This is a genomic window from Glycomyces artemisiae (genome assembly GCF_003002955.1).
Classification (GTDB): Bacteria; Actinomycetota; Actinomycetes; order Mycobacteriales; family Micromonosporaceae; genus Glycomyces; species Glycomyces artemisiae.
The window spans coordinates 126,163-152,420 of record NZ_PVTJ01000004.1 but is presented as its reverse complement, the minus strand read 5'-3'; the positions used below and the strand labels follow the sequence as shown (position 1 = coordinate 152,420).

Genomic DNA, 26,258 nt, shown 5'->3' with positions numbered 1-26,258 from the left:
CGCAACACGGCAGACGCTACTAAGGAGCGCAAACGATGAGCACTGGTGGAACCTCGGTCCAGGACCTGGGCTGGCTGCTGGCCGGCTTCGCCGAACGCGTGCCGGGCGTGGCCCACGCCGTGGCGGTCAGCGCCGACGGTCTGCTGCTGGCGTCCTCCCGGGACCTCCCCAGGGACCGCGCCGACCAGCTGTCGGCGGTGACCTCGGGTCTGGTGAGCCTGACCCAGGGCGCGTCCCGCTGCTTCGAGGGCGGCGCCGTCCTCCAGACGGTGGTCGAGATGGACCGTGGCTTCCTGTTCCTGATGTCCATCAGCGACGGTTCCTCGTTCGCGGTGCTGGCGTCGAAGAACTGCGACGTGGGCCAGGTCGGCTACGAGATGGCCCTCCTGGTCGACCGGGTCGGCCAGGCGCTCACGCCTTCGGCCCGAAGCTGATCCGGGCCGCATCCGGTGCACGCTTGGCGCAACGGGTTGCGGCACGGTAGGCTCCATTCGAGCGAAGCGCTAAAGAGTGGGACGAACTGAACAACGACCCCTCCGTCGCATCCCCAGGCGACGGGCCGGTGCCTCCCCGGGCACCCGGTACATGGATAACTGACAAGACTGCGGCACAAGGATTGTGGGATCCAAGGCCGTGGTTGGAGGTAACAATGGTCCTCGGTGGTGATGAGCCTACCGGCTCACTCGTCAGACCGTACGCGGTCACGCGCGGCCGTACGCGGCCCCAATTGGAGATCGCCCTCGAAGCGCTGGTGGAGACCACCGCGCGCGGCCGGTCCGGGCAGTTCCTCGGCGGCAGGGAGCAGAAGGTGATCGTCGACCTGTGCGGCGGCCGCCTCCAGTCCCTCGCGGAGATCGCCGCACGCATGGAGGTGCCCCTCGGCGTCGCCCGCGTGCTGGTCGCCGACATGGCAGCGGACGGCTTGCTGGCAGTGCACGAACCCACCGGCTTCGACGCGGACGGCGGCGACGAATCGGTCGGAACCGAGCTCCTTGAGCGCGTTCTCAGTGGACTCAGGAGGCTATAGACCCTAATGAACTCACCCGAAGACACCTCTCGTGTGACCTCTGCCAAGATCGTCATCGCCGGTGGCTTCGGCGTCGGCAAGACGACCTTGGTCGGCTCGGTCTCCGAGATCACCCCGTTGACGACCGAGGCGATCATGACCTCCGCCTCTGAGGGCGTCGACGACAACAACCTTGTGCCCGACAAGGCGACGACCACGGTCGCGATGGACTTCGGCCGCATCACGATCGACCAGGACCTGATTCTGTACCTGTTCGGCACCCCCGGCCAGACCCGCTTCTGGTTCATGTGGGACGAGCTGGTCCGCGGCGCCATCGGCGCCATCGTCCTGGTCGACACCCGCCGCCTCGCCGACTGCTTCTCGGTCATCGACTTCTTCGAGCACCGGAAGCTCCCGTATCTGGTGGCGGTGAACTGCTTCGACGGCAAGCAGCTCCACGAGATCCAGGACATCCGCGACGCGCTCCAGATCTCCCAGGAGGTCCCGGTGCTCTACACCGACGCGCGCAACCGGGAGTCCACCAAGCAGGTGCTCATCAAGCTCGTCGAGTACGTGCTGTCGATGCGGCGCACCCGCACCGTCGGCGTCCACTAAGTGCCCACAAACGGACGCACGGCGACAACCGCGAACCGCGCCTGACCCGCGCGGGAACCGTCTAGGCTGACCCAACCACCTGGACCATAGCGAGAAGGGGCGCAAGGCAACTCATCTGCCTTGCGCCCCTTTCGCGTTGCCTGGAGGGAAAGGCGGCGCGGAGCAGCGCGGCTGCAAGACAAGAACGGTCGGAAAGCCTGCATTGACGCCCATCGCATTCCGTCGGCCTCGTCGGCCTCCTCCAGGCCGCCGCCCGTGGCTAAGAGTCCGACGGCTCCAAGCACATTCAGAAGGGCCGGGTCCGCTTGAGTGAGCCCGGTCTTTCGGTGTCTTGAGTTGGATTGCGGCTTCGCTGCTAATCGGTGCTTCCGGTCAGAGCGGGCAGCGACAACGGGGTGGGTGGTGGGGCGGGGTTGGGTTGTGCGGCTTTGGGGTGTGTTGGGGTGCGGGTCTTTTGGCGGCGACGGGGATATGTGGGAGGCGGCCCAGGGTGGGGTGCCGGGTCTGGGGTTTGGTCTTCGTGTGTGCCTCCCTTGGTGTCTCCCGCCCTGGTTGGCTGGTCCGGGGCGGGCGGGGTCAGAAGGGCGGGTCGCCTGGGCTGCCGACCGGGATCGGTTCCCGATGGCTGGGTGGGGGCGGTGGCGGTCCGGTCGGTCCGCTTGCCTTGGCCGGTGCGGGTTCCTTCGCCTGGGGTGTGAAGCGTGTTCGGCATTTGGCTCTGGCTGCCCGGATCGAGGCGAGGGCTCGTTGTCGCTCGGCCTCTTCGGCTCTGGAGTCGAGGTCGGGTTTGAGGGTGGGGGACCATTCGCTGCGGTAGAGGCCGGTCGGGAACACGTCCCAGTCCGTGTCCTGGTTTTCGGTGTCCATGTCCGCATCGGTGCGCCAGTCGGAGCATCCGCATTCCCTCGCCTGCCCGGCCCCGGTGTCATCACCGGTGGCGGGGTGGTCGTGGTGGGTGATGGTCGCCTGGCCGGGGCCGGTCTTCTCGACGGTCCAGCCTGCCGTGTGGATGCGGCCGTGGTGGAACCGGCACAGGAGGATCAGGTTGTCGGCGTTGGTGTCGCCGCCGTCGGCCCAGTGGGTGATGTGGTGGGCTTCGGTCCAGGCGACCGGGCGCGAGCAGCCCGACCAGGCGCACCCTTCCCGCTGCTCCAGTTCGAGCTTGCGGCGCAGCGCCTGGTTGGGGAGGCGGGCGGCTCTGCCGAGTTCGATTGCCTCGCCGGTGTCGTAGTCGAAGACCCCGGGGATGATCCCGGCTTCGCAGGCGAGGTGGCGGGCTTTGGCGACTGAGATGGGCTGGCCTTCCAGGAGCGGGGTGCGGCCGGTGTCCTTGCCCTGCAACGTGTCGATGTCGACGGTCAGGTCGAGGGTGGCGGTGTGGCCGTGCCGCTTGACCGCGTCGGGGTTGGTGCCGTAGCCCGCAATGAGCTGGTGGAGGGCCTCGGCATGCCGGTTCGGCTGGGCCGGGAGCACGCCGTCGAGGTCTTGTTCGTCTTGGCGGGGTGGCGGGCAGGCGGTCTTGAGGTACTTGTCCAGGAGCCTGCCCGTGTCGCCCGACAACTCGCCGGAGAGGGCCCACATGCCGTTGTCGGTCTCGGCCAGTTCGATCCACTGGAGCGACTGCTCACCCAGGCTGTCAAGGAGTTCGGACTCTTCGGCGAGGTGGGCGGCCAGTTCGTCAAGGTGGCGCTGGAGGTCTTTGAAGGGGGCGTGCTGGCAGTACTGGGCGATGAGGTGTTCGGGTGTCGCGCAGAGGGTGTCGGCTTCGAAGGGGGAGGGGACCGGGGTGCGGAAGGGGGTGAGTGCGAACAGGCGTACCGCGGGGGTGCGGTCGAGTTGGCGGACGGCGTAGGCGACCTGGTCGATCCTGGCCTGCCCGGAGACGGCTGCTTCGACGAGTGCCCGGAACTTGGAGGAGAGGCGGGCGATGGCGGCGATGTCGGCGGCGGTGCGGTGGGTGAAGTCGAACTGGGACAGCAGGAGATCCCTCAAGGCCGAGTAGCCGAAGGCGGTGCGGTGGAGGTTCTGTTCCTTCATCGCGATGACCGAGGACAGGACCGCCGCGTGGTGGGTGTTGATCGCGGCGGCCGCAGTGTCGAGGGCGGACCGGATGGCTTGGGCCTGGTCGCTGCCGCTGGTCCGGCTGTGGATCGTAGTGGCTGCCATCGGGTTCACCCCCGTCCTGCTGTTCTCGAATCTCTTGCTTGTTTCCGTCTATCTGTTCGATGATCGTGCTTCAATTGTGACGCTGTGTGCTAAAGTGCGTCAACACCCAGAAGGGTGATCTTTGGTGAGGAAGTCTCATCACGCCCTGCCCGCACCACCCGCAGACCCCATGGCCGCCAAGCCGACCCAAGCGAAATAGAACCTCTTCGTCGCTGCCCGCTCTGACCCAAAACAAAACGGCCCCAAGGCAGCAGAGCTACCTCAGGGCCGTGTCAGCGCTTGCTCAGACGACCTTCGGAATCGAACCCGTATTGGTCAGAGCCTCGTTCAACAGAGGCCCCACCTGCATAGTGAACTGCCCCAGCTCGTACCCGAGCTGCTCCCGATCGCACTGCGACACGGCCAAAAGCGTCAAACAAATCTGCGGCCCGACCGGGGCCGCCAGCAGCACGCCCTCGGCCATCTCCACGATCACCTGCTGCGCAGGACCGTGGTCCATGGACCGCCCAGCGCCCTCGCCAATCGAAAGCAGACCGGAACCGATGCCCGCCAACTGATCCGCGCGCTCCTTCGGAAGGCCGGCGGACACCGCCAGCGGCAGGCCGTCGACGCTCACGAGCACCGCATGGGACAGCCCAGGCGTACGCGCCACCAGCGACCCGAGCAGCATGCTCAGGGAGCGCTCGTAGACGCCGAGATTGGCGCTCATCGGGCGGCCATCCTCTCCGTCCTCGCGGGGCTGCCCGGACGCCCGCCGCGGGCGCGGCCCCAGCCGCGGAAGTAACCGGCGGTGTTCTGCGCCAGCAGTTCCGGGTCGCGGTCGATGGGCTCGTCGAAGCGCGGGTGCTCGTCGGCGACGACCGCGCCGGGGACCAGGTTGGCCTGCGGCTTGCGGCGGGGGAGGCCGGCCGCGGTGGTCGGCTCCTCGGTCGCGGGGGTCTCGGTGGCCGTGCGGGCGGTGCGCCAGCCGTCGTCGCCGGGGAGGTTCCACGACTCCGACTCGGGCTCTTCGCTTTCGGGCCGCTTGAACCAGGCGCTCTTGGCCTGGCCGAAGATCAGGAGGCCGTCGTCGTCGGCCGCGAGGCTCGCGACGTCGACCATCGCGATGTCCTCCCTGGGCTGCCAAGGGTGGCGGCGCACCGGCTCCTCGGTGTGGGGGAGCTCGGCGGGCTCGGCGCGGCGGCGGCGGATCGAGCGGGTCTGACCGCCCTCGCTGTCCACCGGCTGCTGCATCGACGGCGAGGAGAACGAGTCCGGGATGACCTGCGTCGCTTCGAGGTCCGGCATGACCACCGAGTGGAGCTGCGACGCGGGGTCGAGGGCGCGCAGGCTCTGGCGATCGGGGAGGTCGCCGGGGAGGCGCACGGTCCGGTGCGTGTCGGAGTCGTGCCCGCGTCCGCGGCGGCGCGTGGCGCGGTCCTCGTCGAGGGGCGGCGAGACGTGGTGGGGGAGCGCGGACTCGGGCTTGGGGCGCTTGGCCTGGAGGAGGCCGATGAGCCCTTCGAGCGAGCGGTCCCAGGCCGAGACGGCCTCGGCCGTGGCGGAGACGGAAGGCGCGACGGACGGGTCGTCGCCGCCGCCGATCTCGCGGATCGCCTCGGTGAGCGCGCCGGCCATGGCCGCGACCTGTCCCGGGTCGGCCACGGTCGCCAGGTCGGCGGCGAGCTCCTCGGTGGAGATGGACTGGAGGGCGCCGGGCTGGGGGAGCCGGGTGAGGATCGCGACGGCGTTGGCCTCGCTCGGGTCGTCCCACGCGGCGAGGGCCGCCGGGAAGACGGCCCGCAGGAGGCACGTGAGCGCCTCTGCCGCGTCGTGGCGGGCCCTGGCGGCCGAGGCCACCGTGTCCAGGATCGGGCGCAGAGCGGCGACCTCAGGGCGTGCGGCGAGGGGCTGCCCGGCGACCTCGCCGGTGGCGAGTCCGCGGGCGATGGCGATGGCGTCGTCGAGCGCGTCCTTCGAGCGGAGCGCCCGGGCGTCGGCGCGGACGACGAGCTGTCCGGCGGCGGCCGCGAACTCGGCGAGCTGGACGACGTCCCCGGCGACGGAGACCGAGACGGACTGGCCCGGGGCCGACCTGGCGAGGAGCCCGTTGAAGCGGACCCAGCCTCGGGGATCGTCGCCGAAGGTGTCGGTGGCGATGAGGCCGCCTCCGGCGGCCACGAGGGCGACGGCGCACGCAGTGTCGCCGTGCCCGGCGCCGGACGCCTGCTGGTCGGTGGTGATGCCGCAGAACACTTGCACCCGCGGAGCTCCTCTCGTAGGGCGCGCAGCCGGCGCAGTCCCCTGTCGCCGGGGCTGGTGCCCGGCCCGTTTTTACCAGTCCGTTATCAGTTTTCCGCAGAATACTCGGTTCTGCAAGCGGACTGCCTGTGCGGGTTCGCCTACGGAGCGAAGGCCATAGCACACATATCCGTCAATTCGCTGGCAGCCGTCACCTGGTCATTCCCTTGTGGAATAACGCGGCGAAGCCGCCGCGGGACTCCCGCGGCGGCTTCGGAAATCGGACTCGGCGGCCATCGGAGTGTGGCCGTTCGGCTGAGTGGGGCGTGCGCTATCCGCGCCATTCCACATGGTCGTTGATCTTGGCGATGACGCCGCGCCAGGCGATGGCCGCCTGCTGCGCGTCGTTGCGCTTCAGGCGCCGCTTCGCGAGCTTGCCCTTGAAGCCGCCGTCGACGACGACGCGGAACGTCTCGTCGAGGTCGTCGAGGGGGGACCCGGGCGCCAGCGCGGCGATCACGGAGTCGTTCTTGAGGGCGTAGCCCAGGTCGCGGCCGACCTCGGCGGCCTTGATGAGCAGCTCGGGCTCCCACGTGTCGTGGCCGCCGCGGAGGTTCGCGACGACGAGGTCGAGCTCGTAGGTGTCGGCTTCGTCACAGACGATGTCGTCCTCGGTCACGCGGTCCTTGAGGTCGGTCCACTCGTCGATGGCGGCGAGGTCGTGGTCGTCGCTCTCCTTGACGTAGGCGACGAGCGCGGCGGGCTCGCGGAAGACGAGGAGCTTCCCCTTGCGGGTCAGGAAGACCGGGACCTCTTCGGGCTCGGCGTCGAGGGCGTCCTCCTCGGGCTCGTCGTCCTCGAAGTCCTTGGGGTCGGGCTCCTCGGACTCCTCGTCCTCGTCGCCGTCCTTGTCCTCGCCGTCGTCATCGCCGTCGACGGGCGCGCCCTCGGCGACCATCTCCTCTTCGGCGAGCTCTTCGTCCGACTCCTCCGACTCCTCGGAGGGCTCGTCGTCCTTCGTCCCCGGCAGGGTGTCCGACATCCGGTAGGCGCGGAGGGTGTACCCCGAGTCCTTGCCCAGGTGAAGTTCCACCGGGTCGACCCCGGTCTCGTTCCAGAGCTTCTCGGTGTCGGCACCGCGCTCCGGCGCGTCAGATTCGGCCGCCATGTCGCGTCCCTCCCGTAAGTCGTCTAGCTGGGGAACAGCCTACGACGCAAGCGCGCGCCGCATCGCATCCGGTGTGCGCTTTTCTTTGTGGATAGCGACAGGGCCCTTTCCGTCGCTACGGAAAGGGCCCCGGATCGATCACTAGTACGCGCCCCCGGCGCCCGCGGCCATCCCGGCCGGGTGCCACACGGTCTTGTACTCGGTCCACTGCCGCAGCAGGTCGAGCGCCTTCCCGCTCTTCCCGGGGCGGCGCACGACCTTGAGGGTCTCGGCCGCGGCGGCCTCCAGGGAGGCGGCCAGCTCGGGGTCGGCTCCGGTGAGGTCGAGCCCGTTGACGTCGGCGTGGGACGCCAGGTGCGGCGCGACCTCGGCGGCCTTGCCGCTCAACAGGTTCACCACCCCGCCGGGCAGGTCGGAGGTCGCGAGCACTTCGCCGAAGCTCAACGCGGGCAAGGGCTTCGCCTCGCTGGCGAGCACTACCACGGTGTTCCCGGTCGCGATGGCGGGTGCAATCGCCTCGACGAGGCCCAGCAGCGGGTCGTCCTGCGGGGCGATCACCGCGACGACGCCGAGCGGTTCGGGGGTCGTGTGGTTGAAGTACGGCCCGGCCACTGGGTTCGCGCCGCCGAGGACGGAGGTGTACTTGTCGGTCCAGCCCGCGTAGTGGACGAGCCGGTCGATCGCGGCCTCGACGGTGCCGAGCGCGTCGTGCGGGTCGGCGCCGGTCGCATCCGCCAGCTCTTCCGCGAACTGCCCGGCGCGGCCTTCGAGCATCTCGGCGGCCCGGTACAGGATCTGCCCGCGCAGGTACGCGGTCTGCCCCGCCCACGGCCGCTGGGCCTTGCGCGCGGCGGCCACGGCGTCGCGGGCGTCCTTGCGGCTGGCGAGCGCGGCGTTCGCCAGCTCGGTCCCGTCGGGGCTGCTCACCGGGTAGCTCCTTCCGGACTCGGAGCGGGGGAACTTCCCGCCGACGTACAGCTTGTAGGTCTTCTTCACCCGCAGTCGCTCAGACATCGAGGTACGCCTCCAGTCCCTGGCGGCCGCCTTCGCGGCCGTATCCGGACTCCTTCAGGCCGCCGAAGGGGCTGGCGGCGTCGAACTGGTTGAACGTGTTGGCCCACACCACGCCCGCGCGCAGCCGCTCGGCGGCCCACAGGATCTTCGACCCCTTCTCGGTCCACACCCCTGCCGACAACCCGTACGGCGTGTTGTTGGCCTTGGCGATCGCCTCGTCAGGGGTGCGGAACGTGAGGACGCTGAGCACGGGCCCGAAGATCTCCTCCTGGGCGATCCGCATGGACTGCTGGACGCCGGTGAACACGGTGGGGCGGAACCAGAACCCGTTCTCGGGGAGGTCGCAGGCGGGCTGCCACACGTCGGCGCCCTCGCCGCGCCCAGCCTCGGTGAGGGCCGTGATGCGGGCGAGCTGCTCGGCGGAGTTGATCGCCCCGATGTCGGTGTTCTTGTCGAGCGGGTCGCCGACCCGCAACGTCGACACCCGCTCTTTGAGGCGCGCGAGCACGTCGTCGGCGACGGACTCCTGGACGAGGAGGCGCGACCCGGCGCAGCACACGTGGCCCTGGTTGAAGAAGATGCCGTTGACGATGCCCTCGACGGCCTGGTCGATGGGCGCATCGTCGAAGACGATGTTCGCGGCCTTGCCGCCCAGCTCCAGGGTGACCTTCTTCTTGGAGCCCGCGACGGCCTTCGCGATGGCGCGGCCCACGGCCGTGGAACCGGTGAAGGCGACTTTGTCCACAGGGCTGTTGACGACGGCCGCACCGGCGGCACCGGCGCCGGGGAGGATGTTGACGACGCCCGCGGGCAGGTCGGCCTCCTGGCACAGCTCGGCGAACATGAGGGCGGTCAGCGGCGTGGTCTCGGCGGGCTTGAGCACCACCGTGTTCCCGCACGCGAGCGCGGGCGCGATCTTCCACGCCAGCATGAGGAGCGGGAAGTTCCAGGGGATGACCTGGCCGACGACGCCCAAGGGCTTCGGGTCCGCGCCCAGCCCCGCGTAGGAGAGCTTGTCGGCCCATCCGGCGTGGTAGAAGAAGTGCTGCGCCGCCGTGGGCACGTCGAAGTCGCGGGTCTCCTTGATGGGCTTGCCGTTGTCGAGGGACTCGGCGACGGCGAACTCGCGGGCCCGCTCCTGGAGGAGCCGGGCGATGCGGAAGAGGTACTTGCCGCGCTCGGTGCCGCTCATGGGCCCCCACACGGTCTCCTGGGCGCGGCGGGCCGCGGCGACGGCGCGCGCGACGTCGGCTTCGCCCGCCTCGGCGACGGTGAAGAGGACTTCCTCGGTCGCGGGGTTGACGGACTTGAACACGTCCTGGCCGTCGACGAACTCGCCGTCGATGAAGAGCCCGTAGTGCTCTTTGATGTCGGGCCGCACCGACTCGGGCGCGGGGGCGTACTCGAACATGGCTAGTCCACCGTCACGTAGTCGGGGCCGGAGTAGTGGCCGGTCTTGAGCTTCTGGCGCTGCATGAGCAGGTCGTTGAGGAGGCTGGACGCGCCGAAGCGGAACCAGTGGTTCGAGAGCCAGTCGTCGCCGAGGACCTCGTTCACGGTGACGAGGTACTTGATCGCGTCCTTGGTGTTGCGGATGCCGCCCGCGGGCTTGACGCCGACCTGGATGCCGGTGGCGGCCCGGTAGTCGCGCACGGCCTGCATCATCAGCAGGGTCACGGGGAGGGTCGCGTTGACGCCCACTTTGCCCGTGGAGGTCTTGATGAAGTCGGCGCCCGCGTACATCGCGAGCCACGATGCCTGCCGCACCGCGTCGTAGGTGGCGAGCTCGCCGGTCTCCAGGATCACCTTGAGCCGGGCGTCGCCGCTGGCGGCCTTGACGGCCTTGATCTCGTGGAAGACCCGTTCGAGGTCCCCGGCGAGGAACGCGCCGCGGTTGATGACCATGTCGATCTCGTCGGCCCCGGCGCGCACCGCGGACTCGGTGTCGGCGAGGCGCACGTCGAGCGGGACCTGCCCGGCGGGGAAGCCTGTGGCGACCGAGGCGACGAGCACGCCGCTGCCCTGAAGCGCCTCCTTCGCGGTGGCGACCATCGACGGGTAGACGCAGACGGCGGCGGTGGCGGGCGCGTCGCCGTCGGGGCGCATCGCCTTCGCGGCGAGCGAGCGGACCTTGCCGGGGGTGTCGGCCCCTTCGAGGGTGGTGAGGTCGATCATGCTGATGGCGAGGTCGATGGCGTGCGCTTTCGACGTCGTCTTGACCGAGCGGGTGGAGAGCCCCGCCGCGCGCGCTTCGAGGCCGACCGCGTCGACGCCCGGGAGGGCGCGGACGAGGGACGCGGCCTCGGCGCCGCTCAGAATTGATCCCATGACCCGATCGTATCCGTCTCTCGGTGACGCTTGAACCAGACTGTGGTGACCAGCTCACATTAGCTCGCGGAGCTGGGCGTTAAGGTTATGAACCGTGGATGTCAAGATCGTCGAACACCCGCTCGCCGCCGCCAGGCTCACCGCCATGCGCGACGAGCGCTCGGACTCACCGCGGTTCCGGGCCGCCCTGCACGAGCTCACCATGATGCTCGTCTACGAGGCCACGCGCGGCGTGGCCGTCACCGAATACGGGATCAGGACGCCCGTGGCGGCCGCGACGGGCTACCGGCTGGGGAACCCGCCGGTCCTGGTCCCGGTGCTGCGCGCGGGGCTCGGCATGGCCGACGCCGCGCAGGCCATGATCCCCGACGCCTCCATGGGCTTCGTCGGCCTCGCCCGCGACGAGGAGACGCACGAGCCCTACGCCTACATGGAGTCCCTCCCCGACGACCTGGCCGGGCGCCACGTCATCGTCCTCGACCCCATGGTCGCCACCGGCGGCTCGCTCCTGCGCTGCTGCGAGATGATCGCCGCGCGCGGCTGCACCGACATCGACCTGGTCAGCGTGCTGTGCGCGCCCGACGGGATCGCGAAGCTCGAATCCTCCGGGATCGCCATGCGCATGACCACCGCCGCGGTGGACCCGGAGCTCAACGACAAGGCCTACATCGTCCCCGGCCTCGGCGACGCGGGCGACCGCCAGTTCGGCGCCTACCGCCGCTTCTGAGACACGAAAAAAGGGGGCCGCTCGCCGCGGCCCCCTTTTTTCGTGTCTTCTAGTGCGGCACGCCGAGGATTCCGGCGACTTCAGCGCGCAGGGCCTCGACGCCCGCGCGGGCGCGCTCGCGCGCCGCGGTCAGGTCGCCGCCGGTGTCCTCGCGGACCTCCAGGTACGCCTTGAGCTTCGGCTCGGTCCCGGACGGGCGGCACACGACGCGCGCGTTCGCCGTCGTCACCGTGACCACGTCCGCTTCGGGGAGCCGGTCGAGGTAGTCGGTCACCGGCTCGTCCAGCAGCGAAGCGGGCCTGTTGGCGCGCAGGCGCTTCATGCACGCGGCGATCTCGCTCAGGTCCTCGACGCGCACCGACAGCTGGCCGGTCTCGTACACGCCGAACTCCTCGGCGAGCTCGTCCAGGCGGTCCTGGAGCGTCGCGAACCGGGCCGCCTGCCCGGCGGCGATCTCGGCGACCACGAGCGACGCGGAGATGCCGTCCTTGTCGCGCAGGAACTCCGGCGCCACGCAGTACCCGAGGGCCTCCTCGAACGCGAACGCCAGGTCGGGGCTGGTGCGCGCCAGCCACTTGAAGCCCGTGAGGGTCTCCATGTACTTCAGCCCGCGCTTCTCGCACATGGCCTTGAGCTGCGTCGTGGACACGATCGTCGTCGCGTAGGTCCCCGTGCGGCCCTTGCGCATCCAGTGGTCGGCGAGGAGCACGCCCACCTCGTTGCCCGAGAGCTGGCGCCACCCGCCGTCGCCGGTGGGGACGGCGACCGAGCAGCGGTCGGCGTCCGGGTCGAGCGCGAGCGCCACGTCGGCGCCCTCCTCGGCCGCGAGGGCCTTGAGCAGGTCGATCGCGCCGGGCTCCTCCGGGTTCGGGAACGCCACGGTGGGGAAGTCCGCGTCGGGCTCGGCCTGCTCGGGCACGAGCGTCGGGGCCCGGAACCCGGCCCGCTCCATGGCCTTCACGAGCGTCGCGCCGCCGACGCCGTGCATCGGCGTCGCGACGGAGGCGAGGCGCTTGGGGTCGTCGGGGTCCACGACCGAGGCGATGGCGGCGAGGTACTCGTCCAGCACGGACCCGTCGAGGGTCTCGCCCTCGTCGCCGAGCGGGATCTCCGAGAGCGGTCCGAGGGCTTCGATAGCGGCCTCGATCTCGGTGTCTGCGGGCGGCACGATCTGCGCGCCCGCGCCGAGGTCACCGCCGAGCTCGCGGCCCAGGTACACCTTGTACCCGTTGTCCTGCGGCGGGTTGTGGCTCGCGGTCACCTGCACCGCGGCGGCGCCGTCCAGGTGCGTCACCGCGAACGCGGTCACCGGGGTCGGCAGCGGGCCGGGCATGAGCAGGGCCCGGCGGCCCGAGCCGGTGACGACGCGGGCGGTCTCGACGGCGAAGTCCCGGGACCCGTGGCGCGCGTCGTAGCCGATGACGACCGGGCCTTCGGCCCCCTTGGCGTCCAGCCAGTTGGAGAGCCCTGCGGCGGCGGCCCGGACGACGGCGAGGTTCATCCCGTTGGGGCCGGCGCGGAGCGGGCCGCGCAGGCCCGCCGTCCCGAACTTCAGGCGGCCCGAGAACCGGTCGGCCAGTTCGGCCGCGGTGCCCGGGAGGCCGTCGAGGAGCCGGTACAGCTCGTCGCGGCCGGCCTTGTCGGGGTCGTCGGTGATCCACTGGAGCGCTTCGGCGCGCAGGGCGTCGAGGTTCGCGTCGATGGCGGGCGCAGAGTCGGTCATGGGGAAATGGTCGCATATCCGCTGCCTGGGAGACCGGTGTTGCGGACGGTGTGGCCTCAGCCGGTAGCGAACGACGCCGCCGCGGTGTCGTACACCCCTCGTGATAGATCCCATGTATCCGCGTCGCCGGAGATGAAGATCCCGAACGTGGACCCGTCGCCCGCGTCGACCACGGCCCACACCGAGTGCCGCTCGGCGCCGACCTCGTCGAGGTTCGTCCCGGTGTACTCCAGGACCGAGCCGCTCAGTCCGCCGATCTCGGTGTCCTCCAACCGGACCTGCTCCAGGTCGGTCATCTCGGAGCCGAGGCCGTCGAAGTACTCCGAGAGGTAGCCCTCGGGGTCGCCCGCGCCGCGGTCGGACTGGGAGTAGAACCGCACCCACTGGGTGTCGTCCTCGGGGTTGAAGAACGACACGAAGTCGTCGCCGCTCTCCCCTTCGGACCAGTCCTTCGGGTACGCGACCGAGAAGCCGTCCCCCTCATAGGTGCTCGTCTCGAACGGGGCCGCGCCGTCGCTCTCGTCGGGGGACTCGCCCCCGTCCGACGGGGACTCCCCGCCGTCGGACGCGCCCTCGCTGGCACCGGGGTCCGCGCCGCCCTCGCCGCCGCCGTCGTCACCGGTGAGGAGCTTGTAAGCGCCCCAGCCGAGGACGAGCACGAGCATGATGCAGATCGCGATGACCGCGCCGGACTTCCACGGGTTGCCGCGCTCGGGTTCGGGCTCGACGTCGCGCACCCGCGGGCGCGGGCCCGTCGTCGCGGGCGGCCCCTCCTGGTACGCCTCGTTGCCGCGGTAGGGCGGCGACTGGTGGCCGGCGGGGCCCGCGAACTGCCCGGCGAGCAGCGTCTGGAGTTCATGGCGCACTTCGGGAAGCTGCATGCGCTGGTTCGGGTCCTTCGCGAGCATCCCGCCCAGCAGCGGCGTCAGCGGCCCGGCGTTGCGCGGGCTCTCCGGCGGCTCCTGCACGACCGCGCGCATCGTCGAGACCGCGTCGCCCCGGTCGAACGGCGGGCGCCCCTCGACGGCCGCGTACAGGGTCACGCCGAGGCTGAACACGTCCGAGGCGGGCTCGGCCGGGTGCCCAACGGCCCGCTCGGGCGCGATGTAGTGCGCCGAGCCGAGCACTTTCCCCGGGGTCGTGCCGCCCGAGACCTGGTGCAGCTGCGCCGCACCGAAATCGGAGAGCACGCAGCGCCCGTCGGTGGAGATGAGGACGTTCCCGGGCTTGACGTCGCGGTGGATGATCCCCGCGTCGTGCGCCGCCTGGAGCGCCCCCACGAGCGCGAGGCCGATCTTCGCCGCCACGCGCGGCTGGAGCGGCCCGTCCTGCGAGAGGATCTCGGCGAGGCTCCGCGACTGGAGCAGCTCCATGACGATCCACGGCAGGCCGCCGTGCTCGACGACGTCGAACACGCGGATCACCGACGGGTGCGACAGCCCCGCCGCGATCTGCGCCTCGCGCCGCGACCGGTCGATGAGCTGGACCCGCTCGTGCGGCGGGAGGTCCGGCGGCAGGAACACCTCTTTGAGGGCCACCTCGCGGCGCAGCACCGTGTCGGTCGCGCGCCACACGGACCCGTTGCCGCCCTTGCCGACCAGGTCTTCGAGCCGGTACCGGTCGCCCACCAGGTCGCCGGGCCGGGCCCGGTTCCCCGGGCCCCCGGGCCCGGGCGGGCGCTGGCCCTGCTCGGGGCCGACCGCGAAGCTCTGCCCGAGGTTCCCGTAGTTGCCGTACGAGGAGCTGTGCCGGTACGAGGAGTCGCCGTACGAGTCGCCGCCGTACGGGTCGCGGTTGTAGCCCTGCTGGCCCGAGGGGTACGGGTCCGATCCCGTGAAGCGTCCGCCGAAGGACGGATGCGGGTCGCGCCGCGGCTCCGATCCGTACGGATCGCCTTGCGGCGCTTGGGGTTCAGGGGGATACCGAGGGGACGGCACCGGGCCGGATCGGGGGTCCTCATAGGCGCCGGGACCACCGCGACCGTAGTCAGATGAGTACGTCATGCAACCACTCCTCGCGAGGGATCCCTCCTAGTCTGCCGCGTCCCGGCCACCGGTGCGGTACCGGGGATACACAAGTGATCCTCGGTCACGGCGGGACGCCGTCCCAGGTGCGCGAAGGCGCCGCCGGGAGGCGCGCTGCTTCCCGGAGGCGCGGTTCACCACCTAGGATGGCAGCCATGCAGTCGTCACCGCAAGGCCGAGACGGGATCGAGATCCGGCCCGTCTACGGTCCCGGCGACGCCGCGGAGGATCTGGCGGAGCGGCTCGGCGAACCCGGGTCCTTCCCCTACACGCGCGGCGTCCACCCGACCATGTACACGTCCCGCCCCTGGACCATGCGCCAGTACGCGGGCTTCGCCACGGCCGCCGAGTCGAACCGCCGCTACCGGGACCTCCTGGCCGCGGGCACCACCGGCCTGTCCGTCGCGTTCGACCTGCCCACCCAGATGGGCTACGACTCCGACGCCCCCGAGGCCGCCGGAGAGGTCGGCAAGGTCGGCGTCGCCGTCGACTCCCTCGCCGACATGCGGACCCTCTTCGCCGACATCCCGCTCGGCGAGGTCTCCACGTCGATGACGATCAACGCGCCCGCCGCCGTCCTCCTGCTGCTCTACCAGCTGGTCGCCGAGGAGCAGGGCGTCGACCCGGGCTCCTTGCGCGGCACGATCCAGAACGACATCCTCAAGGAGTACATCGCCCGCGGGACGTACATCTTCCCGCCCGCGCCGTCCCTGCGGCTCGTCGCCGACACGTTCGCGTACTGCGCCGCCGAGCTGCCGCAGTGGAACACCATCTCCATCTCCGGCTACCACATGGCCGAAGCCGGGGCCACTCCCGCGCAGGAGCTGGCGTTCACGCTCGCCGACGGCATCGAGTACGTCAACTGCGCCCTCGACGCCGGGCTCGACGTCGACGCGTTCGCGCCGCGCCTGTCCTTCTTCTTCGTCGCCCGCTCCACCCTCCTCACCGAGGTCGCGAAGTTCCGCGCCGCCCGCCGCATCTGGGCCCACGTCATGCGCGACCGCTTTCATGCGAAGGACCCCCGCTCGATGCGCCTGCGGTTCCACACCCAGACCGCCGGGGTCGAGCTCACCGCGCAGCAGCCCGAAGTCAACCTCGCGCGCGTCACCGTCCAGGCCATCGCCGCCGTGCTCGGCGGCACCCAGTCGCTCCACACCAACGCCTACGACGAGGCCATCGCGCTGCCCACCGACACCTCCGCGCGCCTTGCCCTGCGCACCCAGCAGGTCATCGCCGCCGAGACCGACCTGACCGCCACCGTCGACCCCTTCGCAGGGTCCTACGCCGTCGAGGCCCTCACCGACGAAGTCGAGGCCGAGGCCCTGCGCCTCATCGACGCGGTGTTCGCGCACGGCTCGGCCGTCGCCGCCATCGAGGAGGGCTTCCAGAAGGGCGAGATCGAGCGCAGCGCCTACGAGACGGCCAAGCGCATCGACTCGGGGGAGCAGACCGTCGTCGGCGTCAACAAATACGTCCTCAATGGGGACGAAGCGCCCTATTCACCGCTCAAAGTGGACCCCGCTATCGAAGCGGCGCAGGTCGAGCGCCTCGCCGCCCACCGCGCCGGACGCGACGCCGCCGAGCTGGAGGCCGCGCTCGCCGAGGTCACGGCCGCCGCCGCCGGGACCGCGAACGTGCTCTACCCGCTCAAGCGGGCGCTCAAGGCCGGGGCGACCGTGGGCGAGGTGTGCACGGCGCTCGCCGCCGAGTGGGGCCGCCACGTGCCCGCCGAGACCTGGTGAGCGGCGCCTAGCCAACGGATCGGCCCGGACCGGTGAACGCACACCGCGTCTGTCGCCGGAAACCTCTTGCGGGGAAAGACTCGACCGCGGACGCGTCATCGAACGGCGACGCGTCCACGGTCCGTTCAAAAGTCGGATCTCAGCCGTAACTTATCGGCTCGGCAAGCGTTATGCCTTATGACGGCAGGTTCGGCCCGCAGGGCCGTGACCGGCTGTCGCGCGGCCGTGACCCCGGGCTCGCCGTGATGCACCCGGACGCGGCCGCCGGGCGTCGCAAATCACGGCGCTAGCCGCAACGGAGTGCGATCGGATTAAGCTTGCCGGATCGCCTCCATTGGCTTTGATCCTCGAACGCGAATTGCGAGGCGCGAAGGAAATGTACACGCTCACTGCGGAGAAAGTCGTCGAGATGGGTACCGCCACGAAATCGAATGAGCCGCTGCCGAGTGCCGTCGCACCGGAGTCGTGTCTCGTGGTACCCGCCGCCTTGCCCTCGTTCGACACCGCAGCCGGGAGCGCTGTTTCCGGCACCACCGCTTCGGAGCAGGTCATGTCCACATCGCTGCCGGACTTCCTCGACGCCTGGCTCGCCGCCCACGCGGACGAGGTCGTCGCGGCCCGCCGCCACATCCACGCGAACCCGCGCCTGTCGCGCCAGGAGCACGACACGGCCGACTACGTGGCCGCGCGGCTCCTCGAAGCCGGGCTCCAGCCGCAGATCATCCCCGACGGCACGGGCCTGACCTGCGACATCGGCACCGGCGACCGGGTCATCGCGATCCGCGCCGACATGGACGCGCTGCCGATCCACGACCCGAAGCAGGTCCCGTACCGCTCGACGGTCGACGGCGTCTGCCACGCGTGCGGCCACGACGCGCACACCGCGATGCTTCTCGGCGTCGGCCGCGTCCTCCGCGAGCTGGAGGCCCGCGAGGGCCTGCCCGGGCGGTTCCGCCTGGTGTTCCAGCCGTCCGAGGAGCAGTTCCCGTCCGGTGCGCCCACGATGATCAAGTACGGGGCGCTCACCGACGTCGACGCGATCTTCGCGTTCCACTGCGACCCGCAGTTCCAGGCCGGGAAGATCGGCGTCCGCAACGGGCCGCTGACGGCCGCGTGCGACGTCATGGAGGTCCGCATGAAGGGCCGCGGCGGCCACACGTCCCGCCCGCACCTGACCACGGACCTCGTGAACGCCATCGGGCGCGTCGTCGTCGACGTCCCCGCGCTGGTGAACCGCCGCCTCGACCCGCGGCAGTCCGTCGCGATCGTCTTCGGCGCGGTGCAGGCCGGGGAGGCCGCGAACGCGATCCCGCAGGAGGCGCTCGCGCGCGCCACCGTGCGTGTCCACGGCCGCGAGACCTGGGACATGATCCCGGACCTGGTCCAGGAGATCACCCGTTCCGTCGCGCGGGCCTCGGGCGTCGAGTGCGAGATCGACTACCGCCGCGGCGTGCCGCCGGTCGTCAACGACCGCGCCGCCTCGGCGATGTTCGCGGGCGCCGCGGCCGCGGCGCTCGGCCCGGACGCGGTGGTCGAGGCCCCGATGTCCATGGGCGGCGAGGACTTCGCGTACTACCTGGAGCAGATCCCCGGCGCCATGGCGCGGCTCGGGGTCGGGCGGCCGGGGGAGCGGCTCGACATCCACCAGGGCAACTTCGACATCGACGAGGTCGCGCTCTCGCACGGTGTGCGCGTCATGGTCCACACGGTCCTCGCCGCGGCGCAGAGCCCGGCGTTCTAAGACGGCGGTGAAGAGGGGAGGCGCGCCGCGCCTCCCCTTTCGCGTGTTAATTCCGCGGTGGGGCGTTTGCGGAGGGCTTCGACGTAGTCCTGCGGGGCGCCCGCGGCTTCGGCGGCGCGGAGGATCTCGTCGAGGTACCACTGGGAGGGCAGGCCGCCCTCGAAGCCCTCGAAGACGTAGAGCCACACGGGGCGGTTCGCCTCCAGGGTCGCGGCCTGGGAGTGCATCTTGCGGTAGAGCTTCGAGTTGAAGCCCTCCAGCTCGTCGAGGACCTGGCGGTCGGCCGGGTCGAGGTCGTAGAGCGACACGAAGACCCGCTCGCCGGGCGCCTCGACGACGGTGGCGACCGCGGACTCCCAGCCGAGGTCGGCGCCGCCGAACGTCAGGCGCCAGCCCTCCAGCCAGCCCGTGCCGACCAGCGGCGACCGCGGGCAGGTCGCGCGCATGCGGGCAGGGTCGAGATTCGAGCCATACGCGGCATAGAGATGCACGACTCGAAGATACCCTTAAACCTGCCCGCACTGAAGCATCCCGAACACCGAAAGGCGCGCCCCGTGGCACGAGTAGCGATCATCGGCGGAGGCCCGGCCGGGTACGAGGCCGCCCTCGTGGCGGCCCAGCTCGGCGCCGACGTCACCCTCATCGAGGCCATGGGGGCCGGCGGGGCCTGCGTCCTCTCCGACTGCGTCCCCTCGAAGACCTTCATCGCGGCCTCCAACGTGCTCACCGAGATCCACGAATCCTCCGAGCTCGGCGTGGCGGCCAAAGAGGCCACCACCGACCCCGTCGCGGTGAACGGCCGGGTGCGCCGCCTCGCCACCCAGCAGTCCGCCGACATCGCGCAGAAGCTCGTCAACGCGGGTGTCAACATCGTCTACGGGCGCGGCGCCCTGCGCGTCGACAAGGGCTACAACTACGTCCACGAGCTCCACGTGGTCCCCCTCGAAGGCGAGCCGTACGACGCCGACGCCGACGTCGTCCTCATCGCCACCGGCGCCACCCCCCGCACCCTCACCTCCGCCCCCGTCGACGGCGAGCGCATCCTCACCTGGCGCCAGCTCTACGACCTCAAGGAACTCCCCGAGCACCTCATCGTCGTCGGCTCCGGCGTCACCGGCGCCGAGTTCGCCTCCGCGTACCTGTCCATGGGCTCCGCGGTCACCCTCATCTCCTCCCGCGACCGCGTCATGCCCCACGAGGACGCCGAGGCCGCCGAGACCGTCGGCCGCGTGTTCGTGCGCCGCGGCATGGACGTGCGCAACCACTCCCGCGCCGCCGCGGCCCGCCGCACCGACAACGGCGTCGAGGTCGAGCTCGACGACGGCACCGTCATCGAGGGCTCCCACGCGCTCATCTGCGTCGGCTCGATCCCCAACTCCGACAACCTGGGCCTGCACGCGTACGGGATCACCGTCGACGAGCGCGGGTTCATCCCCGTCGACAAGGTCTCCCGCACCAACGTGCCCGGCGTGTACGCCGCGGGCGACGTCACCGGCGTCCACGCGCTCGCCTCCGTCGCGGCCATGCAGGGCCGCATCGCGATCTGGCACGCGCTCGGCGAGGCCGTGCGCCCCATCAAGCTCGCCCACGTCGCCGCGAACGTGTTCACCGACCCGGAGCTGGCCTCCGTCGGCGTCACGCAGGCCGATGTGGACTCGGGGAAGGCGGACTGCCGCGGGGTGCTGCTGCCGTTCGCGTCGAACCCGCGCGCCAAGATGGTCGACCGGACCGAGGGCTTCGTGAAGCTGTTCGCGTGGAACTCGTCGGGGATCGTCGCGGGCGGCATCGTCGTCGGCTCGCGCGCCTCCGAGCTCATCACGCCGATCGCGCTCGCGGTGGAGCAGCGGCTCACCGTGGAGCAGGTCGCGCGGACGTTCACGATCTACCCGTCGCTGTCGGGCTCGGTCGCCGAGGCCGCCCGCCAGCTCATGGAGTTCTAGCGGCAGCAGACATGAAAAGGGCCCGCGCCGGGAAGGCGCGGGCCCCTCTTATTCCCGGTTCCCCTATTCGACGAAGGTCTCCACCCGCAGGTGACGGATCAGGTGGACGTCGGTATGGCGGCCCGTGGAGGAGGCGAACCCGATCTTGAACGTGTCGGGCGCCTCGAACGGCATGGTGGCCTCCAGGACCCGGGTCCAGCCGGCGCCGTCCATGAAGTCGATGTCGACGGTGACCTTCGGGTGCGCCCCGTCGGTGACCTTCAGCTTCACGACGCGCTTGGCGTCGGCGAGGGTCTCGGCGCGCAGGCTCTCTGGAAAGTCCGTCCCGTAGATGTCGCCGTAGGCGTACTCGCCGATTTTCTCGCTCGTGGCGGTCGTAGCGAGCAGGCAGTAGCCCTCCTTGCCGTTGCCGGGGCCGCGCAGCGCGACGTTGTCGGGCGCCCGGTTCCGGTCGACGCTCAGGTAGGACGGGGCCCGGTAGTCCTCGGGGCAGCCGCTGCCGCGGCCCTCGGTGTCGGCCGAGAAGTTGCCCCAGGCGTCGAGGCCGAGGCCCAGGTAGCCGCCGTCGACGCCGTCGAAGTTCTCGTTCTGCGCGTAGCCGAGGCTGCCGCCGAGGGCGCCGGGCTCGGTGAGGTCGGTGTCGCCGTCGACGAGGAAGAACGAGATGCCGTCGGCGCCGGTGCCGCCGTACTGGTACTGCGCGAACGTGACCTCGATGCCGCCCTTGTTCGGGAGCGCGTGGTTGTAGATCGCGGCGCCCTTGTCGTAGTCGCCGGTGTCGGTGAGCTGGAGGTAGCCGGGGGACTTGCCCGACTCGGGTACGGGGCCGACGTTCTGGTCGGCGCAGGAGTCGAACTCGTTGACGCCCTTGAGCTCGGTGGCGGCGGTCAGGCAGGCGTTGAGCGACAGCGCGTCGGTCGGGAGGTTGTCGCCCTTGCCGGTGAACGGGGCGCTCACCAGGAGTTTCTTGGCGAGTTCTTCCGCTCCCTGGGCCCCGGCGGCGGTCGCGGGGATCGCGGCGAGGGCGGCGGCGAGCAGCATCGAGCCCGCGCCGAGGATGGCCATGCGTTTCACAAGTGCTCCTTCGTTCCAGTCGCGCGACCTCGCTGTGACGGGTCGACTACAGAGCGAAGTTATATGAGAACGGTCCGCGAAGTGTGGATCTTCCCTCAATTGGGGACGGTCCACAGGGGTGCGGGACGGCCGGGCCGTCCCGCACCCGTCCGTCAGGCGTCCCTGCGGCGCATGGCGATCCAGCCGCCGACGAGCGCGGCCGCGGTCCACAGGACGAGGATCGCGATGCCCTCCCAGGGACCGTAGTCGCGGCCGAAGCGCTCGTCGCCGGGCACCGTCAAGTGCATGATGACCATGCCGACCTGGTCCGGCAGGTACTGGACCACCGGCTTGATCGCCGGGAGGTTCCCCAGCCCCTGCGAGGACAGGAACAGGACCGGCAGCAGCACCGACAGCGCGACCACGGTGCTGCGGAGCATGACCGCCACGGCCGCGGTGAACAGGCTCAGCAGCGTCAGGTGGATCCATCCGCCCAGGAGCGCCTGGATCGTCCACCACTCGGTCAGCGGTGCGGCCGCATCGCCGATGACGAGCCGGACCGCGGTGTACGAGGCGAGCTCCACGACCAGCGAGGCCGCGGCGAGGGTCAGGCCGACCGCGGTCATCTTCGCGGCGTAGAACCGGCCGCGCGAGGGCACCGCCGCGAGGGAGGTGCGGATCGTGCCGGTGGAGAACTCCGCGCCCACGGTCGCGACGGCGAACGTGACGAGCACGAGCTGCCCGGTGAGCAGCCCGAAGAAGACCGGGAGGACCGCGTCCTCCTTCGGGCCGCCGGACTCGAAGCCGCGGGCGATGAGCAGGCCCAGGCCGAGCGCGACGAACGCGAACAGGCCCAGGGTGATCGCGGTGGACCGCACGGAGCGGATCTTGACCCATTCGGCGGCAGTCGCCTGCGCGAAGCCGTTCATCGGGTGCCTCCCGCGCGGTACTGGACCGCGTCGCTCGTCAGGCGCATGAACGCCTCCTCCAGGTTCGATCCGGAGTGCGCGGCCACGAACTCCTCGGTGGACAGGTCGGCGAGCAGGCGCCCGCGGCCGATGACGACCAGGTGCGAGGCGGTCAGGGCCATCTCCGACATGAGGTGGCTGGAGACGAGGACCGTGCGGCCCTCGCCCGCGAGGCGCTTCGCGAGGGTGCGGATCCAGATGACGCCCTCGGGGTCGAGGCCGTTCACCGGCTCGTCGAGGATGAGCACCTCCGGGTCGCCGAGCAGGGCCGCGGCGATGCCGAGGCGCTGCTTCATGCCCAGGGAGTACGTGCGGGCGCGCTTGCCCGCGACCTCCGTCAATCCGGTCTGCTCCAGGACCTTCGCGACGCGGGCGCGCCCGAGCCCGTTGGTGCGGGCGATCCACGTCAGGTGCTCGCGGGCCGAGCGGCCCGGGTGCAGGTCGCCCGCCTCCAGGAGCGCGCCGACGACGGTGAGGGGCCGCTCCAGGGCGGCGTACGGGCGGCCGCCGACGCGTGCGGTCCCCTCGGTGGGCCGGTCCAGGCCCAGGATCATGCGGATGGTGGTGGACTTGCCCGCGCCGTTGGGTCCGAGGAAGCCGGTGACGCGGCCCGGCTCCACGGTGAAGGTGAGACCGTCGACGGCCGTGCCGCCGCGGTACCGCTTGGTCAGGTTGTGGACTTCGATCACGCGGCCAACGTACGGACGCCGAAGGGGGACAGGGGAGTCCCCGAACGTCGCTTCTCTGCGCGACGAAAGCGGACGGCCGGACCCGGCCGCGGGTGCGTACCCTGGCCGCATGAGAGGTCTCCTCGCGGCGGTCGCGGTCGTCCTGGTCGAGTTCGCGGTGTTCGCCATGATGCCGACCGGCCCCGTCCCCGCGGGCGTCCTCGCCCTGCTCGCCGCCGCGGTCGTCGTCGCGCTCTGGCAGCGGTACCGGCGTGCCGAGCGCGAGCAGGAGGCCGCGGTCAACCGCGAGCGGCTGCGCCTGGCCCGCGACATGCACGACCGCATCGGCCGCCGCCTCGGTCTCGCCGCGGTCCAGGCCGCGGCCCTCGAAGTCCGCGAGACCGACCCGGAGCGGCGCGCCGAGGCCCGCCGCGTCGGCGACTCGCTGCGCGGCGCCGTCGAGGACCTGCACGGCCTCGTGGCGGTCCTGCGCGGAGGTGAAGCAGCAGCGGAGGTCGACTTCGACCACGCCGCCGCCGCATCGCTGGCAGCCCGCTTCATCGAGGCCGGTGCGCAGGTCGAGTTGCGCCAGCGCGGCGAACCCGGCCCTTTCACCGCGGCCGGGTCCCGCGCGGCCTACGCGGTCCTGGAGGAGGGCCTCGCGAACGCCGCGAAGCACGCCCCCGGGACCCTCGCGGTCGCGACGGTGACGTGGGAGGAGGACGCCCTGCTCGTGACGGTGGAGAACCCGCTCCCGGACACGGCGTCCGAGACGTTCGCGGGCGGCCACGGCCTGACGGGCCTCCGTGAACGGGTCGACGCCGCCGGGGGCCTGCTCGACCACCGCGCCGAGGAGGGCCGGTTCCGGTTGAGCGCCATGCTGCCCCGCGTCCGGGAGCCGAAGGTGGCGCGGCGCGTCAAGGCCGCCGCGTTCGCGACGCTCGTGCTCCTGCTGGTGCTCGTGCCGCTCACGTCGGTTGCGGGGGTCCAGTGACCACTGTGCTCATCGCCGACGACGAACCGCTCGTGGTCGAAGGGGTCCGCACGGTCCTCGAAGCGGCCGGGTTCCGGGCCGTGGCCACCGCGCACGACGGCCGCGCCGCGATCGCCGCGGCCGAGCGGCACCGGCCCGACGTGGCGCTCCTCGACCTCCACATGCCCGGCCTCGGCGGCCTCGCGGTCGCCGAGCGCCTCGCCGCCGCCTCTCCGCTGACGCGGGCCCTGGTCCTCACCTCGTTCGGCGACCAGGCGAACGTGCTCGCCGCGGTCGAGCGCGGCGCGGCCGGGTTCGTGCTGAAGTCGTGCACTCCGGAGGAACTGGTGACCGCGGTCCGCGCGGTCGCCGCGGGGGAGGCGTACCTCTCGCCCGCGGTCACGCGCATGGTCCTGGGCCTGGTCGCGCCCGAATCGGCGCCGCGCCGCCGGGACGCCCTGGCCCGCGTCGACCGCCTCGCGGCCCGCGAGCGCGAGGTCCTCGACCTCCTCGCCGAGGGCCTCTCGAACGCCGAGATCGCCGCCCGCGCCCACATGAGCGAGGCCACGGTGAAGACCTACGTCAGCCGCGTCCTCGCGAAACTCGGCTGCGCCAACCGCGTCCAGGCGGCCCTCCTCGCGAGGGACGCCCGGAGCTGACTACCAGGAGCTGGGGACCGGGGCGCCTTCGGTGTAGCCGGCGGCGGACTGGACGCCGACGGCGGCGCGCTCGTGGAACTCCTCCAGGTTGGTGGCGCCCGCGTAGGTGGCGGCGGAGCGGATGCCCGCGACGATGGAGTCGAGGAGGTCCTCGACGCCGGGGCGCTGCGGGTCGAGGTACATGCGGCCGGTGGAGATGCCCTCCTCGAACAGGGCCTTGCGGGCCTGGTCGAAGGAGGTCTCGCCGGCGCTGCGGGCTTTGACGGCGCGGGCCGAGGCCATGCCGAAGGACTCCTTGTAGGGCTTGCCGTTCGCGTCGTAGTGCATGTCGCCGGGGGACTCGTGGGTCCCGGCGAACCAGGAGCCGATCATGACGTTCGAGGCGCCCGCGGCGAGCGCGAGGGCGACGTCGCGGGGGTGGCGGACCCCGCCGTCGGCCCACACGTGGCGGCCCATGCGGCGCGCGGTGGCGGCGCATTCGAGGACCGCGGAGAACTGGGGGCGGCCCACGCCGGTCATCATGCGGGTGGTGCACATGGCGCCGGGGCCGACGCCGACCTTGACGATGTCGGCGCCCGCGTTGATGAGGTCCATGGCGCCTTCGGCGGTGACGACGTTCCCGGCGGCGACCGGCAGGTGCGGGGCGGCGTCGCGCACGAGCTTGAGCGCGTCGAGCATCTTCTCCTGGTGGCCGTGCGCGGTGTCGACGACGATGGTGTCGGCGCCGGCCTCGACGAGGGCCGCGGCCTTGCCGGTGACGTCGCCGTTGATGCCGATGGCGACGGCGACGCGGAGCTTCCCGTCGGCGTCGGTGTTCGGCCGGTAGATGGTGTTGCGCAGGGCTCCGGCGCGGGTGATGACGCCGTGGAGGCGCCCGTCCGCGTCGAGCACGGGCGCGAGCTTCACGTTCGACTCTTCGAGGACCCGGAACGCCTCGGCCTCGCTGGTCCCGATCTGGAGGGTCACGAGCCGGTCGGACGCGACCTGCTCCAGCTGCGTGAACCGGTCGACGCCGCGGCAGTCGGCCTCGGTGACCACGCCGAGCGGGCGGCGCTCGGAGTCGGTGACGATGACCGCGCCGTGCGCGCGCTTCGGGAACAGCGCGATGGCCTCCGCGACCGTGGCGGTCGGCGGGAGGGTCAGGGCCGCGTCGCAGTCGAGGGGGCGGGACTTGACGCGGGCGATGACGTCGGCGACGACGTCGACGGGGATGTCCTGGGGGATCACGGCGAGCGCGCCGCGGCGGGCGAGCGTCTCGGCCATGCGCCGGCCCGAGACCGCGGTCATGTTCGCGGCGATGATCGGGATCGAGTTGCCGGTGCCGTCGTTCGTCGAGAGGTCGACGTCGAGGCGGGACGCCACGTTCGACCGGTTGGGGACCATGAACACGTCGGAGTAGGTGAGGTCGTGCTCGGGCTGGCGGTCGATGAAGCGCATGGCGAGGCCCCCTGTAGGGAGTGGTCGAGGTCCGGCGGCAGAGTAGCCGCCGCCGGGTACCCTAACCCGTTTTCGGTCGTGATCCG

General features: G+C 71.3%; 23 protein-coding genes. 9 read left to right on the top strand and 14 right to left on the bottom strand.

Going from position 1 to position 26,258, the window contains the following annotated elements; all coding sequences use genetic code 11:
* The first annotated feature begins 35 nt into the window (after window positions 1-35).
* From B0I28_RS12090 to B0I28_RS12080, 3 genes are all read left to right on the top strand, one after another.
* Window positions 36-434: a roadblock/LC7 domain-containing protein gene (locus B0I28_RS12090; RefSeq protein WP_030161947.1), complete on the top strand. Its 399-nt coding sequence runs from the start codon at window positions 36-38 to the stop codon at window positions 432-434.
* A 215-nt stretch (window positions 435-649) separates the two neighbouring features.
* Window positions 650-1,027 carry a DUF742 domain-containing protein gene (locus tag B0I28_RS12085; protein WP_106364086.1) on the top strand — a complete coding sequence of 126 codons (378 nt, stop codon included), beginning with the start codon at window positions 650-652 and terminating at the stop codon, window positions 1,025-1,027.
* A gap of 6 nt (window positions 1,028-1,033) precedes the next feature.
* Window positions 1,034-1,621: a GTP-binding protein gene (locus B0I28_RS12080; protein WP_106364085.1), complete on the top strand. Its 588-nt coding sequence runs from the start codon at window positions 1,034-1,036 to the stop codon at window positions 1,619-1,621.
* Window positions 1,622-2,197: 576 nt separating this feature from the next.
* Here B0I28_RS12080 and B0I28_RS12075 read toward each other — a convergent pair.
* The 7 genes from B0I28_RS12075 to deoC form a co-directional block, all read right to left on the bottom strand.
* Window positions 2,198-3,787, bottom strand: coding sequence for an HNH endonuclease signature motif containing protein (locus B0I28_RS12075; RefSeq protein WP_146148063.1), 1,590 nt, complete (start codon window positions 3,785-3,787; stop codon window positions 2,198-2,200).
* Between the two features lie 283 nt (window positions 3,788-4,070).
* Complete coding sequence (locus tag B0I28_RS12070) at window positions 4,071-4,496, bottom strand: roadblock/LC7 domain-containing protein (protein WP_091048495.1); 426 nt, start codon at window positions 4,494-4,496, stop codon at window positions 4,071-4,073.
* On the bottom strand, window positions 4,493-6,028 hold the full coding sequence (locus tag B0I28_RS12065; RefSeq protein WP_146148062.1) for a hypothetical protein: 1,536 nt from the start codon (window positions 6,026-6,028) through the stop codon (window positions 4,493-4,495). Before B0I28_RS12065 ends, B0I28_RS12070 begins: the two co-directional genes overlap by 4 nt.
* 310 nt (window positions 6,029-6,338) lie before the next feature.
* The gene (locus B0I28_RS12060; protein WP_106364082.1) at window positions 6,339-7,175 is read right to left on the bottom strand and encodes a DNA primase; all 837 of its coding nucleotides are present in this window, start codon (window positions 7,173-7,175) and stop codon (window positions 6,339-6,341) included.
* Between the two features lie 141 nt (window positions 7,176-7,316).
* On the bottom strand, window positions 7,317-8,189 hold the full coding sequence (locus B0I28_RS12055; protein ID WP_106364081.1) for an aldehyde dehydrogenase family protein: 873 nt from the start codon (window positions 8,187-8,189) through the stop codon (window positions 7,317-7,319).
* A complete protein-coding gene (locus B0I28_RS12050) occupies window positions 8,182-9,600 on the bottom strand; it encodes an aldehyde dehydrogenase family protein (RefSeq protein ID WP_106364080.1) in 1,419 nt (472 codons plus the stop codon). The genes B0I28_RS12055 and B0I28_RS12050 overlap by 8 nt, the downstream gene beginning before the upstream one ends.
* Before the next feature lie 2 nt (window positions 9,601-9,602).
* The gene (deoC, locus tag B0I28_RS12045; RefSeq protein ID WP_106364079.1) at window positions 9,603-10,517 is read right to left on the bottom strand and encodes a deoxyribose-phosphate aldolase; all 915 of its coding nucleotides are present in this window, start codon (window positions 10,515-10,517) and stop codon (window positions 9,603-9,605) included.
* A gap of 94 nt (window positions 10,518-10,611) precedes the next feature.
* Between deoC and upp the strand changes: the two genes are divergently transcribed.
* Complete coding sequence (upp, locus tag B0I28_RS12040) at window positions 10,612-11,244, top strand: uracil phosphoribosyltransferase (protein ID WP_106364078.1); 633 nt, start codon at window positions 10,612-10,614, stop codon at window positions 11,242-11,244.
* A gap of 49 nt (window positions 11,245-11,293) precedes the next feature.
* Here upp and B0I28_RS12035 read toward each other — a convergent pair whose 3' ends face one another.
* Complete coding sequence (locus tag B0I28_RS12035) at window positions 11,294-12,967, bottom strand: phospho-sugar mutase (RefSeq protein ID WP_106364077.1); 1,674 nt, start codon at window positions 12,965-12,967, stop codon at window positions 11,294-11,296.
* Between the two features lie 56 nt (window positions 12,968-13,023).
* Window positions 13,024-14,970 (bottom strand): serine/threonine-protein kinase, encoded by a 1,947-nt coding sequence (locus tag B0I28_RS27235; RefSeq protein ID WP_181245764.1) that lies wholly within the window; start codon window positions 14,968-14,970, stop codon window positions 13,024-13,026.
* Window positions 14,971-15,146: 176 nt separating this feature from the next.
* Here B0I28_RS27235 and B0I28_RS12025 point away from each other — a divergent pair, with 176 nt between their 5' ends.
* Together B0I28_RS12025 and B0I28_RS12020 are read left to right on the top strand one after the other, a co-directional pair.
* The gene (locus B0I28_RS12025; RefSeq protein ID WP_219926724.1) at window positions 15,147-16,733 is read left to right on the top strand and encodes an acyl-CoA mutase large subunit family protein; all 1,587 of its coding nucleotides are present in this window, start codon (window positions 15,147-15,149) and stop codon (window positions 16,731-16,733) included.
* A 550-nt stretch (window positions 16,734-17,283) separates the two neighbouring features.
* Complete coding sequence (locus B0I28_RS12020) at window positions 17,284-18,474, top strand: amidohydrolase (protein ID WP_106364075.1); 1,191 nt, start codon at window positions 17,284-17,286, stop codon at window positions 18,472-18,474.
* Here B0I28_RS12020 and B0I28_RS12015 read toward each other — a convergent pair.
* Window positions 18,471-18,920, bottom strand: coding sequence for a gamma-glutamylcyclotransferase (locus B0I28_RS12015; protein ID WP_245888953.1), 450 nt, complete (start codon window positions 18,918-18,920; stop codon window positions 18,471-18,473). The genes B0I28_RS12020 and B0I28_RS12015 overlap by 4 nt on opposite strands.
* A gap of 108 nt (window positions 18,921-19,028) precedes the next feature.
* On the opposite strand from B0I28_RS12015, the gene B0I28_RS12010 reads away from it, so the two are divergent.
* The gene (locus B0I28_RS12010) at window positions 19,029-20,414 is read left to right on the top strand and encodes an NAD(P)H-quinone dehydrogenase (protein ID WP_106364073.1); all 1,386 of its coding nucleotides are present in this window, start codon (window positions 19,029-19,031) and stop codon (window positions 20,412-20,414) included.
* Window positions 20,415-20,477: 63 nt separating this feature from the next.
* Here B0I28_RS12010 and B0I28_RS12005 read toward each other — a convergent pair whose 3' ends face one another.
* The 3 genes from B0I28_RS12005 to B0I28_RS11995 form a co-directional block, all read right to left on the bottom strand.
* Window positions 20,478-21,488: an L-type lectin family protein gene (locus tag B0I28_RS12005; protein ID WP_146148061.1), complete on the bottom strand. Its 1,011-nt coding sequence runs from the start codon at window positions 21,486-21,488 to the stop codon at window positions 20,478-20,480.
* Between the two features lie 152 nt (window positions 21,489-21,640).
* Window positions 21,641-22,396, bottom strand: coding sequence for an ABC-2 transporter permease (locus B0I28_RS12000; protein WP_106364071.1), 756 nt, complete (start codon window positions 22,394-22,396; stop codon window positions 21,641-21,643).
* Window positions 22,393-23,124, bottom strand: coding sequence for an ABC transporter ATP-binding protein (locus B0I28_RS11995; RefSeq protein WP_181245763.1), 732 nt, complete (start codon window positions 23,122-23,124; stop codon window positions 22,393-22,395). Before B0I28_RS11995 ends, B0I28_RS12000 begins: the two co-directional genes overlap by 4 nt.
* Before the next feature lie 109 nt (window positions 23,125-23,233).
* Between B0I28_RS11995 and B0I28_RS11990 the strand changes: the two genes are divergently transcribed.
* Entirely contained in the window at window positions 23,234-24,097 is an 864-nt protein-coding gene (locus B0I28_RS11990) for a sensor histidine kinase (RefSeq protein WP_106364069.1), read from the top strand.
* The gene (locus tag B0I28_RS11985; RefSeq protein ID WP_106364068.1) at window positions 24,094-24,735 is read left to right on the top strand and encodes a response regulator; all 642 of its coding nucleotides are present in this window, start codon (window positions 24,094-24,096) and stop codon (window positions 24,733-24,735) included. Before B0I28_RS11990 ends, B0I28_RS11985 begins: the two co-directional genes overlap by 4 nt.
* Here B0I28_RS11985 and B0I28_RS11980 read toward each other — a convergent pair whose 3' ends face one another.
* Window positions 24,736-26,172 (bottom strand): GuaB1 family IMP dehydrogenase-related protein, encoded by a 1,437-nt coding sequence (locus B0I28_RS11980; protein WP_106364067.1) that lies wholly within the window; start codon window positions 26,170-26,172, stop codon window positions 24,736-24,738.
* Window positions 26,173-26,258 lie beyond the last annotated feature (86 nt).

What these genes read in the sequence shown, in the direction of transcription:
- B0I28_RS12060 (WP_106364082.1), bottom strand. Translation starts at nt 7,175, where the DNA reads ATGGCGGCCGAATCTGACGCGCCGGAGCGCGGTGCCGACACCGAGAAG.
- B0I28_RS12025 (WP_219926724.1), top strand. Translation starts at nt 15,147, where the DNA reads ATGCAGTCGTCACCGCAAGGCCGAGACGGGATCGAGATCCGGCCCGTC.
- B0I28_RS12085 (WP_106364086.1), top strand. Translation starts at nt 650, where the DNA reads ATGGTCCTCGGTGGTGATGAGCCTACCGGCTCACTCGTCAGACCGTAC.
- B0I28_RS12070 (WP_091048495.1), bottom strand. Translation starts at nt 4,496, where the DNA reads ATGAGCGCCAATCTCGGCGTCTACGAGCGCTCCCTGAGCATGCTGCTC.
- B0I28_RS12090 (WP_030161947.1), top strand. Translation starts at nt 36, where the DNA reads ATGAGCACTGGTGGAACCTCGGTCCAGGACCTGGGCTGGCTGCTGGCC.
- B0I28_RS12035 (WP_106364077.1), bottom strand. Translation starts at nt 12,967, where the DNA reads ATGACCGACTCTGCGCCCGCCATCGACGCGAACCTCGACGCCCTGCGC.
- B0I28_RS11980 (WP_106364067.1), bottom strand. Translation starts at nt 26,172, where the DNA reads ATGCGCTTCATCGACCGCCAGCCCGAGCACGACCTCACCTACTCCGAC.
- B0I28_RS12000 (WP_106364071.1), bottom strand. Translation starts at nt 22,396, where the DNA reads ATGAACGGCTTCGCGCAGGCGACTGCCGCCGAATGGGTCAAGATCCGC.
- B0I28_RS12020 (WP_106364075.1), top strand. Translation starts at nt 17,284, where the DNA reads ATGTCCACATCGCTGCCGGACTTCCTCGACGCCTGGCTCGCCGCCCAC.
- B0I28_RS27235 (WP_181245764.1), bottom strand. Translation starts at nt 14,970, where the DNA reads ATGACGTACTCATCTGACTACGGTCGCGGTGGTCCCGGCGCCTATGAG.
- deoC (WP_106364079.1), bottom strand. Translation starts at nt 10,517, where the DNA reads ATGGGATCAATTCTGAGCGGCGCCGAGGCCGCGTCCCTCGTCCGCGCC.
- B0I28_RS12015 (WP_245888953.1), bottom strand. Translation starts at nt 18,920, where the DNA reads ATGCGCGCGACCTGCCCGCGGTCGCCGCTGGTCGGCACGGGCTGGCTG.
- B0I28_RS11990 (WP_106364069.1), top strand. Translation starts at nt 23,234, where the DNA reads ATGAGAGGTCTCCTCGCGGCGGTCGCGGTCGTCCTGGTCGAGTTCGCG.
- B0I28_RS12050 (WP_106364080.1), bottom strand. Translation starts at nt 9,600, where the DNA reads ATGTTCGAGTACGCCCCCGCGCCCGAGTCGGTGCGGCCCGACATCAAA.
- B0I28_RS12080 (WP_106364085.1), top strand. Translation starts at nt 1,034, where the DNA reads ATGAACTCACCCGAAGACACCTCTCGTGTGACCTCTGCCAAGATCGTC.
- B0I28_RS12055 (WP_106364081.1), bottom strand. Translation starts at nt 8,189, where the DNA reads ATGTCTGAGCGACTGCGGGTGAAGAAGACCTACAAGCTGTACGTCGGC.
- B0I28_RS12075 (WP_146148063.1), bottom strand. Translation starts at nt 3,787, where the DNA reads ATGGCAGCCACTACGATCCACAGCCGGACCAGCGGCAGCGACCAGGCC.